The 16060-nt window shown below is 63.9% G+C and carries 15 protein-coding genes; 9 read left to right on the top strand and 6 right to left on the bottom strand.

All coding sequences use genetic code 11. From position 1 onward, the window contains the following. Positions 1 to 40: 40 nt before the first annotated feature. From AC1DVW_RS06815 to AC1DVW_RS06800, 4 genes are all read right to left on the bottom strand, one after another. Positions 41 to 748 (bottom strand): SDR family NAD(P)-dependent oxidoreductase, encoded by a 708-nt coding sequence (locus tag AC1DVW_RS06815; RefSeq protein WP_477241090.1) that lies wholly within the window; start codon positions 746 to 748, stop codon positions 41 to 43. Positions 749 to 865: 117 nt separating this feature from the next. Next, positions 866 to 1663: a capsular polysaccharide synthesis protein gene (locus AC1DVW_RS06810; protein WP_477241088.1), complete on the bottom strand. Its 798-nt coding sequence runs from the start codon at positions 1661 to 1663 to the stop codon at positions 866 to 868. 164 nt (positions 1664 to 1827) lie between these two features. Beyond that, positions 1828 to 3408, bottom strand: a complete 1581-nt coding sequence (locus AC1DVW_RS06805; protein ID WP_477322014.1) for a 5-guanidino-2-oxopentanoate decarboxylase — start codon at positions 3406 to 3408, stop codon at positions 1828 to 1830. Further along, a complete protein-coding gene (locus AC1DVW_RS06800) occupies positions 3405 to 4253 on the bottom strand; it encodes a dimethylarginine dimethylaminohydrolase family protein (RefSeq protein WP_477241864.1) in 849 nt (282 codons plus the stop codon). The genes AC1DVW_RS06805 and AC1DVW_RS06800 overlap by 4 nt, the downstream gene beginning before the upstream one ends. A gap of 219 nt (positions 4254 to 4472) precedes the next feature. Here AC1DVW_RS06800 and AC1DVW_RS06795 point away from each other — a divergent pair, with 219 nt between their 5' ends. The 5 genes from AC1DVW_RS06795 (at position 4473) to AC1DVW_RS06775 (ending at position 8941) form a co-directional block, all read left to right on the top strand. Beyond that, complete coding sequence (locus AC1DVW_RS06795) at positions 4473 to 5285, top strand: ABC transporter ATP-binding protein (RefSeq protein ID WP_477241862.1); 813 nt, start codon at positions 4473 to 4475, stop codon at positions 5283 to 5285. 53 nt (positions 5286 to 5338) lie between these two features. Beyond that, complete coding sequence (locus AC1DVW_RS06790; RefSeq protein WP_477241082.1) at positions 5339 to 6133, top strand: transporter substrate-binding domain-containing protein; 795 nt, start codon at positions 5339 to 5341, stop codon at positions 6131 to 6133. A 139-nt stretch (positions 6134 to 6272) separates the two neighbouring features. Then, positions 6273 to 6986, top strand: a complete 714-nt coding sequence (locus tag AC1DVW_RS06785; RefSeq protein WP_477241860.1) for an ABC transporter permease — start codon at positions 6273 to 6275, stop codon at positions 6984 to 6986. Then, the gene (locus AC1DVW_RS06780) at positions 6986 to 7795 is read left to right on the top strand and encodes an ABC transporter permease (protein ID WP_477241080.1); all 810 of its coding nucleotides are present in this window, start codon (positions 6986 to 6988) and stop codon (positions 7793 to 7795) included. Before AC1DVW_RS06785 ends, AC1DVW_RS06780 begins: the two co-directional genes overlap by 1 nt. Before the next feature lie 144 nt (positions 7796 to 7939). Next, positions 7940 to 8941: an Ldh family oxidoreductase gene (locus tag AC1DVW_RS06775; RefSeq protein WP_477241858.1), complete on the top strand. Its 1002-nt coding sequence runs from the start codon at positions 7940 to 7942 to the stop codon at positions 8939 to 8941. A gap of 53 nt (positions 8942 to 8994) precedes the next feature. Here the strand turns inward: AC1DVW_RS06775 and AC1DVW_RS06770 are convergent, their stop codons facing one another. After that, the gene (locus AC1DVW_RS06770; RefSeq protein WP_477322012.1) at positions 8995 to 9453 is read right to left on the bottom strand and encodes a hypothetical protein; all 459 of its coding nucleotides are present in this window, start codon (positions 9451 to 9453) and stop codon (positions 8995 to 8997) included. A gap of 138 nt (positions 9454 to 9591) precedes the next feature. Between AC1DVW_RS06770 and AC1DVW_RS06765 the strand changes: the two genes are divergently transcribed. Beyond that, positions 9592 to 9873: a hypothetical protein gene (locus AC1DVW_RS06765; RefSeq protein WP_477241076.1), complete on the top strand. Its 282-nt coding sequence runs from the start codon at positions 9592 to 9594 to the stop codon at positions 9871 to 9873. A 207-nt stretch (positions 9874 to 10080) separates the two neighbouring features. After that, positions 10081 to 11055, top strand: coding sequence for a complex I NDUFA9 subunit family protein (locus AC1DVW_RS06760; RefSeq protein WP_477322010.1), 975 nt, complete (start codon positions 10081 to 10083; stop codon positions 11053 to 11055). 52 nt (positions 11056 to 11107) lie between these two features. Here AC1DVW_RS06760 and AC1DVW_RS06755 read toward each other — a convergent pair whose 3' ends face one another. Beyond that, positions 11108 to 12484, bottom strand: a complete 1377-nt coding sequence (locus AC1DVW_RS06755; protein WP_477322008.1) for a cytochrome P450 — start codon at positions 12482 to 12484, stop codon at positions 11108 to 11110. A gap of 172 nt (positions 12485 to 12656) precedes the next feature. Between AC1DVW_RS06755 and AC1DVW_RS06750 the strand changes: the two genes are divergently transcribed. Beyond that, on the top strand, positions 12657 to 13226 hold the full coding sequence (locus AC1DVW_RS06750) for an NADPH-dependent FMN reductase (protein WP_477322006.1): 570 nt from the start codon (positions 12657 to 12659) through the stop codon (positions 13224 to 13226). Positions 13227 to 13316: 90 nt separating this feature from the next. Beyond that, positions 13317 to 15947: a caspase family protein gene (locus AC1DVW_RS06745; protein WP_477322004.1), complete on the top strand. Its 2631-nt coding sequence runs from the start codon at positions 13317 to 13319 to the stop codon at positions 15945 to 15947. Positions 15948 to 16060: the final 113 nt, after the last annotated feature.

Below are 16060 nucleotides of genomic sequence, written 5' to 3'. Positions count from 1 at the left end.
GCGATCCGGCGGGGTTTTTCTTTGAACTGTTTTTTTGAGTTCAAGCCCTGCCGTAAAGCGGCACCAGCGTGCCGCTCATCGCCAGATTGGCCGGCGAGGCGAGATAGGCGATCGCCTCGGCGGCCGCTTCCAGGCTGACCCATTTGGTGAAATCGGCATCCGGCATGTCGGCGCGGTTGGCCGGCGTGTCGAGCGTCGATGGCGCGACAGCGTTGACCAGGATGCCCTTGTGCTTCAGCTCCTCGGCCATCGCCACCGTCATCGCGGCGACCGCCGCCTTGCTGGCTGCGTAGGCGACGCTGCCGGCGCCCTTGCGCGGCTCCAATGCAGCCCGCGCGGCGATGTTGACGATGCGGCCCGCCGTGGCGGATGCCAGCATCGAGCGCACCGCGGCGCGACAGCACAGGAAGGCGGTGCGGGCATTGGTATCCATCATCTCGGCAAAGGAAGCGGACTCGATCTTTTCCACAGGTGCCGACGCAAAGCCGCCGGCCAGATGGATGGATCCCCACAGACCTGGAACCTGGCTGTAAAACGCCTCGACCTTGGCGGGGTCGGAGAGATCGACATTGTGCACCAGCCGGACGCGATCGTCGGCCGCGAAGGGGAAGTGCGAAGGCGCCGCGGCATGGGCATTGGGGACATGGCAGATGGCGCCCTCACCCAGCAGCTTGCCGACAACCGCGCCGCCGAGAGCCCCGGTGCCGCCGGTCACCACAATATGCTTGCCATCAAGTGTTTGCGTCATCTTCGACCGCTCCTGTTATTTTTTTATGCTTATGCCGCGCCGGAGGCAAAGGTCGCGCCTTTCGCATGATTGCTCAACTGAAATATCGACATGGCAGGGTCGCTTCTTTGCATCGCTTCAAGTCGTCGGCCAACCAGCGACGATCGCGTCCCAGAGCAGATGCTTGCTGGTCTCCGGGCGCTCGGCCCAGTGGGTGAGCTTGTGCAGCCAGAAACGATCGAAGACGGCGCGATGGGCGACTTCATCGAAAGGCTCGAAGAGCAGCCATTGCAGCTCATGTGGTCGATCCGCGCTGACCTGGGGCATGCGCAGGAAATCATGCCGAAGCTGACGGTGCAGGAGAAGCGAAGCCTCTAAATGGTGCGGGAACATGAAATATTGGTGAAGCGTGTCGTACGTCTTCCAGTAATCCGCCAAGCCGTGCAGCACGGTCTCGACCAGCGGATGTCCCTTGCGGGCGTGAATGAACCAGGTTTCCACAAGCCGGGCGTGGCGATTGGTTTCGCGCAGGATGTAGAAATCCTCGCGCTCGATTTCGGCGGGAACGGGCTGCCGCAACAGGATCGTGGCGTCGAGCCACGTCCCGCCATGACGGTGAAGCAGGCTGAGGCGAACGAAGTTGGAAAAGTGCTGACTGCCCATCAACTGGCGCCGGCGCTTGTCCCAGATGTGGCCTGGCAGGTCGACATGGTTTTCAATAGTCTTGTCGTCGAGCACGACGAGTTCGCGGTCGCCCTTGTGACGCTCCACGGATCGCAGGCATGCCTTGATCACCGGTGGCGCCTCGTCGGCGCCTTGCGCCCAATATTGCCATATCGGGCCGAGGCCGCCGGTCGGCTTGCTGGTGGAGCACCATTGCGAATGGTCGACGGCGATATGACGGGAACGCCAGTCGCGCTTTCGCGCGTAGGTCATGCAAAACTTCGCGGCACGCCTTCGCAACGGCCAGGGCAAGGCGCGTGAGGACGCCACCCAGCGCGGCGCGGCCAGATACGGAATTGTCAGCGGATCGCGGATCGGCGTCGGCTCGCTGAAAAACGAACGCGCCGACCGGTCATCGCTATCCCCTGTCACAGGGCTCAATCCACGGTAATTTCGATGACGTGCGGTTTTCCGGTTGCCCGCGCGCGCTTGAGGGCGACCGCCAGTCCATCGATGTCGGCAAGCCGCTCGGCGGCGATGCCATAGGCTTCGGCCAGCTTGCAGAAATCCGGCGGAGCCGGCGATACGCCAACCGGCTCGACGCCGACATCGAGCATCGAGGTTTCGATCTCGCGGTAGCCGCGATTGTTCCAGACGACAAAGATCACCGGCGCCGCCGCATCCAGTGCCGCGCCGAGTTCCGGCAAGGTGAACTGAAAACCACCGTCGCCGGTAAGACAGACGACCGGCACACCCGGCATGGCAAGGGCGGCTCCGATCGCCGCCGGCGGGCCATAGCCGAGCGCGCCAAAACCAGTGGCGGCGTTGAACCAGCCGCCCGGGCGATCGTGGTCGTAGTAGAGATTGGCGGCGTAGACCGGTTGGGTCGAATCGCCGACGATCATCGAGCCGGGCAACGCATCGCGGATCGCCTCGACGGCGTGCGTCTGCGCCTGCAGCGTCGAGCTGAGCTCGGCAAACGCCGCTTGCCGCGTTGCCGCGGCGCGGGCCGGACCCTCGCCGGACACTGCCGGGGCGGCGCCGATTTCGGCCAACAGCGCTTCGAGAGCAGCGCTGCAATCGGCCTGGATCGAAACCGTCGCTGGCCGGCGGGCAAGCTGGTCGGCGCCGATGTCGATGCGGATCAAATTGGCCGGCAGCACAAAGCCGCCATCGCTGTAGCCATCATAGTCGGTCGGACCGAATTCCGTGCCGGCGGCGATCACCAGATCGGCGTCTGCCATCAGCGCCCGCACCGCCTTCAGGCTGGGGCTGGCCGGCACGCACAATGGATGGCGATGCAACAGACCGCGGGCATTGGCCGTCTGGACGACTGGCGCGCCGAGCAATTCGGCCAGGCGTTGCAGCGGCGCTTCGGCCCGGCTGGCGCCACCGCCTGCCAGGATCAGCGGGCGGCGCGCGGCCGCGACAAGCTTTGCCGCCTCGGCGATGGCAGCGGTATCCGGCGTGGGTGGTGCTGCGTTGCTCAGCAACGCGACGAGGCCGTCGGCCGGCTTGACCATGACATCCGTCGGGATCTCGATATGCACCGGGCCGGGGCGCGCGGACGAAAACAGCGCGAAGGCGCGGGCGAGCGCGCCGGGCAGTTCGCTGGCGTCGGTGACCCGCTGCGAAAACAGCGCCACCTTCTCCATCATGCCGCGCTGGTCGGGCAGTTCGTGCAGATGGCCGAACCCCTTGCCCAGCGTCGGCGTCGCATTGACGCCTGAGATCACCAGCATCGGCACCGAATCGGCGCGCGCCTGGCCCATGGCGGTGATGGTGTTGGTCAGCCCCGGTCCGGTGATGACGAAGGCGACGCCCGGCCTGCCGCTGGCCCGCGCATAGCCGTCGGCCATGAAGCCGGCGCCCTGCTCGTGGCGCGGCGTGACGTGGCGGATGTTCGACCGCGCCAGTCCGCGATAGAGCTCGACCGTGTGCACGCCGGGAATGCCGAAGACGGTGTCGACGCCATGGGCTTCGAGCAGGGAAATGAGCGCTTCGCCGACTGTCGTCATTGTCTGAGCACCGGGCGCGTGAGGCAGGTTGGACCGCCCTCGCAGGCGATGCACAGCGCATCCGCCTCGAAAGTCGTGACCGTGCAGCCGGCGGCCTGCATGGCTGCCGCGGTCTTGGGAAAGCCGGCAACGGCGATCACCTGGCGCGGCGCGGTCGGCAGCACATTGAGGCTGAGCCCGTTGGAGGCATGGAACTCGCCGGCGTCGCCTTGGATCAGGCGAATGCCGCGCGCGTTCAGCATCTGGTAGAAGGCGGCCGGCAGAAGCGGAGCGTAGACCAGCGCCAGATCGTCGGCGAGCGGGCTGATCACCGACATCAGATGCAGGCAGGCTTCCTCGCCGTGCCACAGCGGCAGGTCGAAGCCGAAAACCTCGATGCCTTTGGGCGAGAGCAGATCCGAGAGCTGCCGGATGCCGTCCTGGTTGGTGCGCACACCGCGGCCGACCGCCAGCGTGTTGGCATCCACCCAGACGCAATCGCCACCCTCGACCTGGCCGGGAGGATCGATGCGGCCGAGGATGGGTACGCCCATGCTGATGTAGGCCGCCTCGTGCAAGCCGGGTTCGGGCCGGCGCAAGGCCTTGCCCATGGCCAGAATGATGGCGCCGTGATCGGTCATCAAGGACGGATCGTGGGTGAAGACGGAATCGGCAAGACCGTCATCGGCGTCGGTCAGCCATTCGATCTCGGCGCCGGATGAGGCGACCAGCCTCGCCAACACCTCATGCTGGGCGGCTGCCTTGTGTGGGTCAAAGCCCGGGCCATAGTGCCACTCCGGCGCCTTGGCGTGACGCATGGCGCTGGCGGCGGAACGCATCAGCACACGCTGCAGCGCCCCGGCCATGGACTGTGACCCGTAAGTTTTGCCCACTAAACTCTCCTGAAAATCCCCTTCCTGCCAATAGCCACTCAGCCAGCCGTGATCAATGGTCCAAAAACCATGGTTGACGGAGGCAAGCGGAACGGCCCATCTTGAGCATGGGAACTCTGTCCAGTGACGGGTAATGGGTAAAAAAATCGAGCAGCGACGAGTCCGGCCACTCCGCGGAGCGCCGGCAAGATGATGGCGCAGGGTACTGCATCGGCACTGAAACACACCGCGCAGGACGGCGCCGCCGAAGCCATCCATGTCGAGAATCTTCACAAGAAATTCGGCCAACTGCATGTGCTGAAGGGCGTTTCGCTGTCGGCGCGCGACGGCGAGGTGATCGCCATCATCGGCGGCAGCGGCTCCGGCAAGTCGACGCTTTTGCGCTGCATCAACTGCCTGGAAAACCCGACCAGCGGCATCATCCGCGTCAATGGCGAGGAAATCCGGCTGAAGGCAGACAGCCACGGCCACACCATTCCGGCCGACCGCAGGCAGATCGAACGCATCCGCTCCAAGCTCGGCATGGTGTTCCAGAACTTCAATCTGTGGAGCCATATGACGCTAATCGAGAACGTCATCGAGGTTCCGGTGCATGTTCTGGGGGTCAAGCGCGATATCGCCATCGCGGAAGCCGAAAAACTGCTTGCGCGCGTCGGCCTGGCCGAAAAGCGCGACGTCTATCCGGCCTATCTCTCGGGTGGCCAGCAGCAGCGCGCGGCGATCGCCCGAGCGCTCGCCATCAATCCGCGCGTCATGCTGTTCGACGAGCCGACCTCGGCACTCGACCCGGAACTGGTCGGCGAGGTGCTGAGGGTGATCGGCGACCTGGCGCGCGAAGGCCGCACCATGGTGCTGGTCACGCACGAAATGAAGTTTGCCCGCGAGGTCGCGACGCATGTCGTCTATCTCTACAACGGGCTGGTCGAGGAGGAAGGGCCGCCGGAGCAGATCTTCGGCGCCCCGAGATCCGAAAGGCTCAAGCAATTCATCCGCAACATCGGCTAAGCCGAGGCGGACGAAAAGACCGGGGAACCAACAACAAACTGGGAGTTTACGAAATGAAGACCGTTTTGAAGACATTTGCCGCAGCGCTGCTGCTCGGCGTCGCCGCAATGGGCGTGGCCAAGGCCGATCCGGTCAAGATCGGCGTCGCCGCTGAACCCTATCCGCCCTTCGCCTCACCGGACGCCTCCGGCAAGTGGGTCGGCTGGGAAATCGAGTTCATCGATGCCGTCTGCGCCGAAGAGAAGCTCGACTGCGTCATCACCCCGGTCGGCTGGGACGGCATCATTCCGGCGCTGACGACCAAGAAGATCGACGTCATCGCCGCCTCGATGTCGATCACCGCCGAACGCGAAAAGACGATCAGCTTCTCCGACAAATACTACAACACGCCGACCGCCATCATCGGCCCGAAGGACCAGAAGTTCGGTGCCACGCCTGACGACCTCAAGGGCAAGGTCATCGGCGTGCAGGTGTCGACGGTGCATGCCGTCTATGCCAAGAAGCACTTCACCGGCGCCGCCGAAATCAAGGAGTATCAGACGCAGGACGAGGCCAACCAGGATCTCGCCGCTGGTCGTCTCGACGCGGTGCAGGCCGACTCGATCGCGCTTGGCGAGTTCTTGAAATCCGACCAGGGCAAGGCGTGCTGCGACCTGAAAGGCATGGTCGAGCAGGATCTCGAGGTTCTTGGGCCAGGCGTCGGCGCCGGCATCCGCAAGGAAGACACCGAGCTGAAGGACAAGATCAACGCCGGCATCAAGGCCATCCGCGCCAACGGCAAATATGAAGAGATCTCGAAGAAATATTTCGATTTCGACATCTATGGCAGCGACGCGCAGTCGAACTGACCGCGCTTGAGCGAATGACCATACGGCCCGCCGTATGGTCATCCATGAAAGCTTTCCGCTGGCGGATGTCGCCAGCGGTTGAGCCAGCCATTCGGGGGCGACGCTGATCGACGCATTTCTTTCGGCCTCGGCGGCCGGCATCATCGAGCTTCTCTCCCCCACGCCACCCGGCTGGGGTGGTAAGCTCCTGCTCGGCCTTCTGCATTCGCTCGAGATCGCGCTCGGCGCCACCTGCCTCGGTCTTATGATCGGCACTGCCGGCGCCTTCGGCAAACTCTATGGCGGCCCCGTGGTGCGCGACCTGCTCGCGGTCTACACCACTGTCGTGCGCGCCGTGCCGGAACTGGTGCTGATCCTGCTACTCTACTACGCCGGCACCGATTTGATCAATCAGATGCTGGCGGCTATGGGCTACCAGCGCATCGACATTAGCGGACTGGCGGCCGGCATCTTCGTGCTCGGCTTCGTGCAGGGCGCCTATTCGACCGAGGTCATACGCGGCGCGATCCTTGCCATTCCGCAGGGGCAAATCGAAGCGGCGCGTGCCTACGGCATGTCGCCCGGCCTGATGCTGAGGCGCATTACGCTGCCGGCGATGCTGCCCTTCGCCATACCGGGGCTCGCCAATCTGTGGCTGATCGCCACCAAGGACACCGCTCTCCTGGCCGTCGTCGGCTTCGAAGAACTGGCTCTGGCGACGCGGCAGGCAGCGGGCGTGACCAAGGCCTATTTTACCTTCTTTTTTGCTGCAGCCCTGCTCTATCTTGTGGTGTCTTTAGTCTCGAACTTCCTCATCGGTCGCGTCGAGGCCCGATCCAAGCGCGGCATGCCTTCGCTCAAGGAAGCGCGCTGATGGCCGGCGAAGCTGCCATCATCAATGTCGCCGCGCGGACTTCGCTGTGGCTGCAACCGCACCGCATCGTGCTGATCCTGATCGCGCTTGGACTGGTTCTGGCGGCCGCCTTCTTCATGCGCTGGGACTGGCTACCGCAATATTACGAAATGGGCTTGCTCGGCATCTGGCGCGCGCTGTGGATCCTGGCTGTCACCTGCTTTCTGGGCTTCCTGCTGGCCGTGCCGCTCGGACTGGCGCAGGCTGCCGGCTCCTTCTGGTTCGCTGCACCGGCCAAGGCCTTCTGCACCATCATCAGAGGCACGCCGCTGCTGATACAGCTCTGGCTGCTCTACTACGGGCTGGGCTCGCTGTTTCCGCAATATCCCTGGATACGCGAGTCCTGGATGTGGCCGTATCTCAGACAAGCCTGGCCCTATGGCGTGCTGGCGCTGACCTTGTCGTTCGCTGGCTATGAAGGCGAAGTGATGCGCGGCGCCTTTGCCGGTGTGCCGAAAGGCCAGCTGGAAGCGGCCCGCGCCTTCGGCATGAGCCGCTGGAAGACTTTTCGGCGCATCTGGCTGCCGCAGGCCGTCTACCGGGCGCTGCCGACGCTGACCGGCGAAACCGTGCTGCAACTGAAGTCGACGCCGCTGGTGGCGACGATCAGCGTCATCGACATCTTCGCCGTCTCGTCCAAGGTGCGGCAGGATACCTACCTGACCTATGAACCCTTGCTGCTGCTGGCGCTGATCTACATGACGATCACCGGCATTCTGGTCTTCGCCTTCAGCAGGATCGAGGCGCGGATCCCGAACAAGATCGGCTAGAGTCGGACGGGTTCGTAACCCGAGTTTGCAACGGCGGACTTGTCCGCCGTTTTTCTTGCAGTTGCGGACGATTTTCAACACAAACACCGCCTCATGTGCTGTTAGACCCAGCCAACCAGTTATCGCAATCGCAGGACGGCCATGATGCAACTCAGTCTCGACCAGGCAAAAGGACTGTGCCGGATGGCGGCGCTCGGCGCCGGCGCCAATGAGGAAGCGGCGCAATCGCTGACCGCCTCGATCATCGCCGCCGAAGCGGAGGGGCTGTCGACAGTCGGACTGTCGCATTTCATCGACTATCTCGAGGCGCTGGAAGCCGGCCGCATCGACGGCAATGCCGACCCGGTGATCACCCGGCCGGCGCTGGCGGTCTATCTCTCCGATGCGCGCGGCGGCCTGGCGCATACTGGCTTCGATCGCACCATCGAGGACCTCGCCAAGGCGGCAAAACTGTTCGGCGTCGCCATCTTTTCGCAGAAGAACGCCTATACTTGCGGCGCGCTCGGCTATTTCACAGGGCGGCTGGCGGCACTGGGGATGGTGTCCTTCGCGGCGACCAACGGACCTGCCGTGCTTGCCGGCTCGGGCTCAATCAAGCCGGTCTACTGCACCAACCCGATGTCCTTTGCCGCTCCCGCCGCCGACGGGGCGCCGCTGGTCATCGACCAGTCGTCGAGCGCCACCGCCTTCGTCAACATCCGCAAGGCGGCCGAGGATGGCAAGAAAATTCCTGAGGGCTGGGCGCTGGATGTCAGCGGCAATCCAACCACCGATCCCGCCGCCGCCATGAAAGGCGCCATGCTTGCCTTCGGCGGCCAGCGCGGCGCCAACATCGCGCTGATGGTCGAGGTGCTGGCAGCCGGCCTGTCGGGCGCCAACTGGTCGCTCGATGCGCCATGGTTCAGCGGCGGACCGGACAGCCCCGGAACCGGCCTGTTCGTGCTTGCCGTCGAGCCCAAGCTGCTCGACCCGGACTTCGAGCAGCGTATGAAGGATCAGCTCGACCGGCTGCGCCGGCGCTATGGCGTGCACGTGCCCGGTCGCGCGCGGGCCGAAGCGGCGGAGAAGGCACAAGCGCGAGGCATCACAGCGCCCAAGGCGGTGATCCAGCGCATTTCCGAATTCGCCGAGCGCTATTCCGCCTGAATAACTTCTTCGTCCAATAATTGGCTGGCGCCTGCCGATCCGGCAGCGCGACCCTACTTGCCGCAGTGGTGATCGTTGATCTTGTTCAACGCATTCGCATCCGGTCCTACCTTGTCGTAGGAGCACGCTCCAGCCGACGTCGTGAGCAGCATCTGATCATAGTAGCGCGGGCCGCCGAACAGGATGTCGATGATGTTGCCATCGGCGGGAACGTAGCGCTCGGGTTGAGGTTTCTGTCGGTGATGCCGTTCGCCCGCGAACGCCGCGGCGCAAACGCTGCTGCCTATTGCGAAAGCGAGAGCGACGGTCGCAACGCGTTTTGTCGTCATCGGCAATATCCTCCATTCGGAATCACAGCATACATCCAAAATCGCCAGCCGGACAAAAGTTCCGAGGGCACTGAACCCGGTCGCCTCCACGGTTGATTGATCTTGATCGGCGGGACCAGCCGGGCCTTGCGGCGAGGCGGCGTGCATTTTTTGCGAACGCGCTTGAACCTTTCTGCGGGTCACGGCGACCCATCCTTGTCCAGGGCGAGGTGAGCTCGCCCGATCACCGAGGGGAACAACAAACTCGTATCGAGATCCTGCTTCACGTGAAGGGTGCGTCCCTTCGCGCCTCGGAAACCCACCCAATCAAAGGAAATCATCATGACCAACACCAAGACCACCATCCTGACCGCAGTCCTTCTGCTCGGCTCCTTCATGGGCGCCACCCAGGCCGCAACGCTGAAGAGCGCACCAGTCAAGCCGTCCGCGCCAGGCGTCATCGCCGCGCCAAGCGGCGGCGCCACCGAGGATCACTATTGCAAGAACGGCCACGCCAAATTCGCCAATTGCAGCGCCGACTTCATCGCGGCCTGCAAGCAAGTAGGCGGCACCATGTCGGATGTTCAGGGTTGGGGTGGGCGTACTTGCTTCACGCCCTCCTGATACCGTCTCAGGTCAGGTCCGTCGGCCCCTGACACCGCATGGAGTCACCCGGAAAACCCCGCTTCGGCGGGGTTTTCTGCATTTTGCAGGCCTTCGGGAAGGCATGCTCCAGGCCTAGTTGCCGGCGACCTCAGGTCGCTCTTTGCCTTTGGCGCGAAACGGATTAAGAAACGGCTTCAGCCAAGCTTTCGAGCGCCGGAGCAAGCCATGACCGAAATCCTGCAGACCCCCAAGCTCGTCGTCGTCTTCGGTGGGTCAGGCTTTGTCGGCCGCCATGTCGTGCGGGCGCTGGCCAAGCGCGGCTACCGCATCCGGGTCGCCTGCCGCCGGCCCGATCTCGCGGGACATCTGCAGCCGCTCGGCAATGTCGGCCAGATCCAGCCGGTGCAGGCCAATGTGCGCATGCGCTGGTCGGTCGACCGCGCCGTGCAAGGCGCCGACCATGTCGTCAACCTGGTCGCCATCCTGCATGAGGGCGGTCGGCAGAAATTCAGCGCCGTGCATGAGTTCGGCGCCCGCGCTATCGCTGAAGCCGCGCGCTCGGTCGGCGCCGGCCTCACCCACATCTCGGCGCTGGGTGCGGACGCCAAATCGCAGTCTGACTACGCGCGTACCAAGGCGCTCGGCGAAAAGGCGGTCCTGGAAACAGTCGCGGATGCCGTCATCTTGAGGCCGTCGATCAATTTTGGGCCGGAGGATGGCTTCTTCAACCGCTTCGCCAACATGGCGCGTTATTCGCCGGTGCTGCCGCTGATCGGCGGCGGCGGGACGAAGTTCCAGCCGGTCTATGTCGGCGATGTCGCCGAGGTGGTTGCGCGCTCGGTCGAAGGCAAGGTCAAGGGCGGCCAGATCTACGAACTCGGCGGACCGCAGGTGCTGACTTTCAAGGAGTGCATGCAAGAGCTGCTTGCCGTGATCGAACGCAAGCGGCTGCTGGTGCCGGTGCCGTGGTGGGTGGCGAACCTCCAGGCGTCGATCCTCGGCCTGTTGCCCAATCCGCTGCTGACCAAGGATCAGGTGATGCAGCTGCGCGAACACAACATCGTGTCGGACGCGGCCACCAAGGACAACAGGACGCTGACCGGCCTCGGCATCCAGCCGCAGTCGCTCGGAACGATCCTGCCGAGCTATCTCTGGCGTTTTCGCGCCGCCGGCCAGTTCCAGCGCCGGCCCGCCGCTTAGTTCAGCGTACCTGCCCAAAGGCGTTTTGAGACAGGCCGGCATCACCTGAAATTCAGCGCGCCTTGCGCGGCGTGACCTGCATCGGCAAGCCGCCCTGCGGCTGCGTCGTCAGCTTCTGTACGGGCCACGGCTTGGTGTCGGCTGTGCTGTCGAAGCGGAAGCGCGACAGCATGATGGCCAGCGCGATGATCGCCTCCTGCATGGCAAAGCTGGCGCCGATGCAGACGCGTGGACCGGCGCCGAACGGCAGATACTGGAAACGGTCGATCTTTTCGCGGTTTCCCGGATGGAACCGCTCCGGCATGAAGGCGTCAGGCCGGTCCCACAGCTTCCTGTGGCGATGGACGACCCACGGCATCACCAGCACCGCGGCATGCTTAGGTATGTAAAGGTCGTTCCAGGTTTCCGGTTCGATGGGCTCGCGGTTGATCGACGGCGCCGGCGGATAGAGCCTGAGCGCTTCGTCGAAGGCGGCGCGGGTGAATGGCATGGCATCGAGCCATTTCGTCGGGTCGGGCTCGCGCGCCAGCACCTGATCGATCTCGCGCTCAACCCTGTCGCGCTCCCACGGTGATTCGGCGAGGCAATAGAGCGTCCAGCCCAGCGCCCGCGCGGTGGTTTCGTGGCCGGCGCCGATGAAGGTGATAATGTTGTCCTCGACCTCGGCCCGCGTCAGCCCGTCCGGCCCTTCAGCCTTGAGCAGAAGCGTGAGAAAGTCCTGCGGCACGGTATCAGGGTCGCGCTTGATCCTCTCCTCGCGCAGCTTGACGGTGTCGGTGACGATCTTGCGGAAATAGGCCATGGTCTTGCGGCCACGGATGCGGGTCAGTCGCGGCAGCCAGTCGGGCGCCCGCAACAGGTCGAGCGGATCGACGCGGCCCATGGTCTCGAACAGGCGGTCGATCTCGTTGGCGAAACTGCCCGGCTCGCCTGCGATCTCGCCGGAAAACAGCGTCTCGGCCAGGATGTCGTAGGTGAGCAGCGTCATGTCATGGGCGATGTCCGAGGTGGCGCCGCCCTCGTAGCGGGTGACGAACTCCTGCGTGCGTTTCAGCATCGGCGCGGCGAAGCCAAAAATGTGGCGCGGCGTGAACACCGGCGCCATAGCCTTGCGCGAGCGCTTCCACACCTCGCCTTCGGCGGTCAGCAGGCCGTCGCGCAGGATCGGCCGCAGGATTTTCTGACGCACCGCCGCCATCTTGTAGTTTTTCGCATTGTCGACCAGCACATGGCGGATCAGGCCGGGATCGTTGGCGACGATCAGATGTCCACCAACGCCATTGGCCGAAATCCAAGGCTCGTTGTAGGTGTGCTCGCCCCACAGTTCGAGCGGGTTGCGGTAGACGATACGGATCATCTCCAGCGTCGAAGGCGGCGTGGTGCGCGGCTTCGGCGCTGGCGGGACGAAGGGGGCGGGCTGACTGTCCATGCTGTGCTCCGCTGATGACCCAATGTAGTGAGCCGCAAAGCAGGCGTCCATGTGACCGAACAGCAAGGCCCTGCTCTCCTAGATGTGACCGGTTACCGCGAGGTGCCTTCTTGTCGCTGCGAGCGGCATGGCTTAGGTGGCGGTCACTAACAGATACCGCCAGGAGCCCACCTTGAAGCACCAGTTGAACATCATCATCGGCAGCACGCGGCCGGGCCGCGCCGGGCCAGTTTTTGCAGAGTGGCTGGAGGGTTACGCGCGCGAACACGGAAAATTCGAGCCGATGCTGACCGACATCGCCGCGTTCCACCTGCCGGTGCTGGACGAGCCGCATCATCCAAAACTCGGCAAATACGAGAAGGACCACACGAAGGCATGGTCGAAGGCGATCGACGCCGCCGACGCCTTTGTCTTCGTGGCGCCGGAGTATAATTATTTCGTCGCTCCGGCGATCGTCAACGCGATCGATTATCTCTTGCGCGAGTGGAAGTACAAACCCGCCGCCATTTTCAGCTATGGCGGCGTCTCCGGCGGCCTGCGCGCGGCGCAGGCGCTCAAGCCACTGCTGACCGCGGTCGGGGTGATGCCGATCCCCGAAGGAGTCGCGCTGCCGATGTACCAAAAACTGCTCGACGAGAACGGGGCTTTCAACGCCAGCGAACAGGTGGTTGGCGGAGCCAAAGCGATGCTGGACGAGCTGTTGCGCTGGACCGACGCGCTGAAGCCGATGCGGGCTGCCTGAAAGAGCCGGTTTTCGGCCAAAAGCTAGGCTTGCTCATGCCATAAAGAGGTGGAATGTTCGCGCAAATGAAGGAGCCGGGGGCGGTTCGACTTGCGCTTGCTGTTTGCCTTGCTGCTGATCTTGTCGGCGACTGCCACGGCCGTGGCGGAGCGGCGCGTTGCGCTGGTCATCGCCGATGACGACTACCGGCTGATCCGGCCGCTCGCCAATCCGGTCCATGACGGCGAGGCGATGGAAGCGGCGCTGAAGAAGCTCGGCTTCGAAGTCATTCTCGAAACCAACCGTGACCTCAGGCGCATGCGCCGCGCGCTCGACGATTTTCGCGAGGACGCCAAGGGTGCCGACGTGGCGCTGGTGTATTTCTCCGGCCATGGCGTCGAGATGTCGGGCGACAACCGGCTGCTGCCGGTCGACGCAGACGCTTCCTCGCTCGACGCGTTGGAGAAGACCAGCCTGCCGCTGGAAGAGGTGCGCGATGCGGTCGCCGCCTCGGCAAAGGTCGGGCTGATCGTGCTCGACGCCTGCCGCAGCGATCCGTTCGCAGGCGCCAGTGGCGAAGGGCGCGGTGCGACATCGCTGGCCAAAGATGTCACTGAGAAGGTCAAGCCGGGGCTCGGGCGCATCGGCAAGGCGGAAAACATCCTGTTTGCCTTTTCGGCGTCGCCCGGCGAGACGGCCGCCGACGGCAGCGGCGCGAATTCGCCGTTCACGGCGGCGCTGACCAAATATCTCGGCACCGATGGGCTCGAAATCCGCTCAGTGCTGACCCTGGTGCAGCAGGAGGTCTATGATCTCAGCCGCGGCAAGCAGCTGCCCTATGTCGAGAGTGGCCTGCCGCAGCTGTTCTTTGCCTCGGCGGCCAAGGAGCAATTGCCCGAACGTGAACGGTTGCTGCTCGCTATGGCCGATGTGACGCCGGAGATGCGCGGCCAGGTCGAGCAGATTGCCAGCGATGCAGACATGCCGCTGGCGCCGCTCTATGGCGCGCTGATCAGCACCGATACCAGCCACCTCTCCGGCGAGAGCCTGGACGCCAAACTGCGCGAGGCGGCTGATGCCTTCGTCAAGGTGCGCGACGATATGAAGACGCTGGCTGCCGACGACCCGAAGGTGAGCGAACTGCGCCGGCAGGCCGAAGAGCAGTTGTCGCTCGGCGCCTTCGATGGCGCACGCGTGATCCTTGCCAAGGCCGCCGACATCGACAATGTCTCGCGCAGCAGTTTGAAGGCCAAATTCGTCAGCCGCACCCTTTCCGAGGCCGCCACGCGGTTTCTTTCCGGTGGCGCAGCACGCGCCAATCTCGACTACGCTACCGCCATCAGCGACTACGAGTCCGTGCTGGCACTCTATGGCGAGGCCGGGCAGACCTCGCTCAGCCTGGAACAGGCCGACCGCCAGAGCCGCACGCTGGAGGAACTCGGTATTCTCTACACAACCGTTGGCAATACCGACGCCGCCGGCCGTGCCTTTGCCGCATTGTTGGCCAATCTCGAGCAGCGGTCGCGTCAGGAAACCGATCCCAGCGTCAAGCGCGATCTCGCCATCAGCCATATCAAGCTCGCCAACATAAAGATGGCGCAAGGCGACCTGCCGATCTCCCTGGAAAATTATGAGGCGGCCAGGGACATGCTGCAGGACCTGACCACAGGCGTTCCGGACAAGAAAGACTGGCTCGGCGATCTTGCCATGGCCAATGACAAGATCGGCAATGTACTGGCGACGCAAGGCGATGTGGGCGCCGCTGCCCAGGCCTACCAACAAAGCCTGGCCATCAAGCAGCAGCTGGCCGATGCGGAGCCGGACAGCGCCTATCGGCTGCGCGACCTGACCATTACCTATGACGAGATCGGCGATCTTGCCCGCACCGCCGGCCAACTGGATGGCGCCCAGACGGCCTTTGAAGAGAGCCTGAGAATTCGGCTGGCGCTGGCCGAGAACAAACCCGATGACGCTAAGCGCCAGCGCGCTGTCTCCGTCAGCCACGACAGGATCGGGGATGTGCTGCGCGAGCGCGGCGACCCCGCCGGCGCGCTCACGGCCTTCAACAAGAGCCGGGCGATCGCCGAAGAGCTGGTGCGCCGCGATCCCAACGATACCGATTTGAAGCGCGACCTGTCGGTCAGTTACGCCAAGATCGGCAATGCGTACAGCGATCAGAAGGATTGGCCGCCCGCACTGGAGTCCTACCAGCAGGCGCTGGACATAGCGCGTGATCTTGCCGCCACCGATCCCGGCAACACCGACTGGCAGCGCGGCCTGTCGGTCTCTCTCGACAAGGTTGCGAGCGTGCTGGATGCCCAGGGCGACGTCAAGGGCGCATTGCAAAACTATCAGGACAGTCTTGCCATAGCCGAGCGGCTGGCCAAGCTGGACCCAGCCAATTCCGACTGGCAACGCGACCTGGCGATCACCCTGCAGAAGATCGGTTACCTGGAGACCGACCAGCGTCACTTTGAGGGTTCCAAAACGGCCTTCGAAGCCAGCCTGGCTATCGCCAAGAAATTGGCCCAGTCCGATCCGAACAATGCGATCTGGCAGGCTGATCTGGCACGCGCCTACATCGCCTATGCCTATGTGGCGAAGGATCCTAAGGCAGCGCTGACCAAGGCGCTCAACCTGACGCTGGAGCTTGACCGGACCGGGCGGCTGCTGCCCGGAGACCAATTTATGATCAAATACTTGCGCAACCTTCTCGCCAAATCCGGGGCCCGAAAAAAATAGCCGGCTGCCAGCCCGGGATTCGGGCCGGAAATGCCCGCAAACCTTGGAAAAACCGCCTTTCGCGCCTATATCTAGGCAATATCAGGGGCGCGATTCGGGGCCGATTTTTCGCG

This window comes from Mesorhizobium sp. P3_B5 (assembly GCF_056402815.1).
This window is presented reverse-complemented; position numbering and strand designations above follow the sequence as displayed.

What these genes read in the sequence shown, in the direction of transcription:
- AC1DVW_RS06815 (WP_477241090.1), bottom strand. Translation starts at nt 748, where the DNA reads ATGACGCAAACACTTGATGGCAAGCATATTGTGGTGACCGGCGGCACC.
- AC1DVW_RS06810 (WP_477241088.1), bottom strand. Translation starts at nt 1,663, where the DNA reads ATGACCTACGCGCGAAAGCGCGACTGGCGTTCCCGTCATATCGCCGTC.
- AC1DVW_RS06805 (WP_477322014.1), bottom strand. Translation starts at nt 3,408, where the DNA reads ATGACGACAGTCGGCGAAGCGCTCATTTCCCTGCTCGAAGCCCATGGC.
- AC1DVW_RS06800 (WP_477241864.1), bottom strand. Translation starts at nt 4,253, where the DNA reads ATGGCCGGGGCGCTGCAGCGTGTGCTGATGCGTTCCGCCGCCAGCGCC.
- AC1DVW_RS06795 (WP_477241862.1), top strand. Translation starts at nt 4,473, where the DNA reads ATGGCGCAGGGTACTGCATCGGCACTGAAACACACCGCGCAGGACGGC.
- AC1DVW_RS06790 (WP_477241082.1), top strand. Translation starts at nt 5,339, where the DNA reads ATGAAGACCGTTTTGAAGACATTTGCCGCAGCGCTGCTGCTCGGCGTC.
- AC1DVW_RS06780 (WP_477241080.1), top strand. Translation starts at nt 6,986, where the DNA reads ATGGCCGGCGAAGCTGCCATCATCAATGTCGCCGCGCGGACTTCGCTG.
- AC1DVW_RS06775 (WP_477241858.1), top strand. Translation starts at nt 7,940, where the DNA reads ATGCAACTCAGTCTCGACCAGGCAAAAGGACTGTGCCGGATGGCGGCG.
- AC1DVW_RS06765 (WP_477241076.1), top strand. Translation starts at nt 9,592, where the DNA reads ATGACCAACACCAAGACCACCATCCTGACCGCAGTCCTTCTGCTCGGC.
- AC1DVW_RS06760 (WP_477322010.1), top strand. Translation starts at nt 10,081, where the DNA reads ATGACCGAAATCCTGCAGACCCCCAAGCTCGTCGTCGTCTTCGGTGGG.
- AC1DVW_RS06755 (WP_477322008.1), bottom strand. Translation starts at nt 12,484, where the DNA reads ATGGACAGTCAGCCCGCCCCCTTCGTCCCGCCAGCGCCGAAGCCGCGC.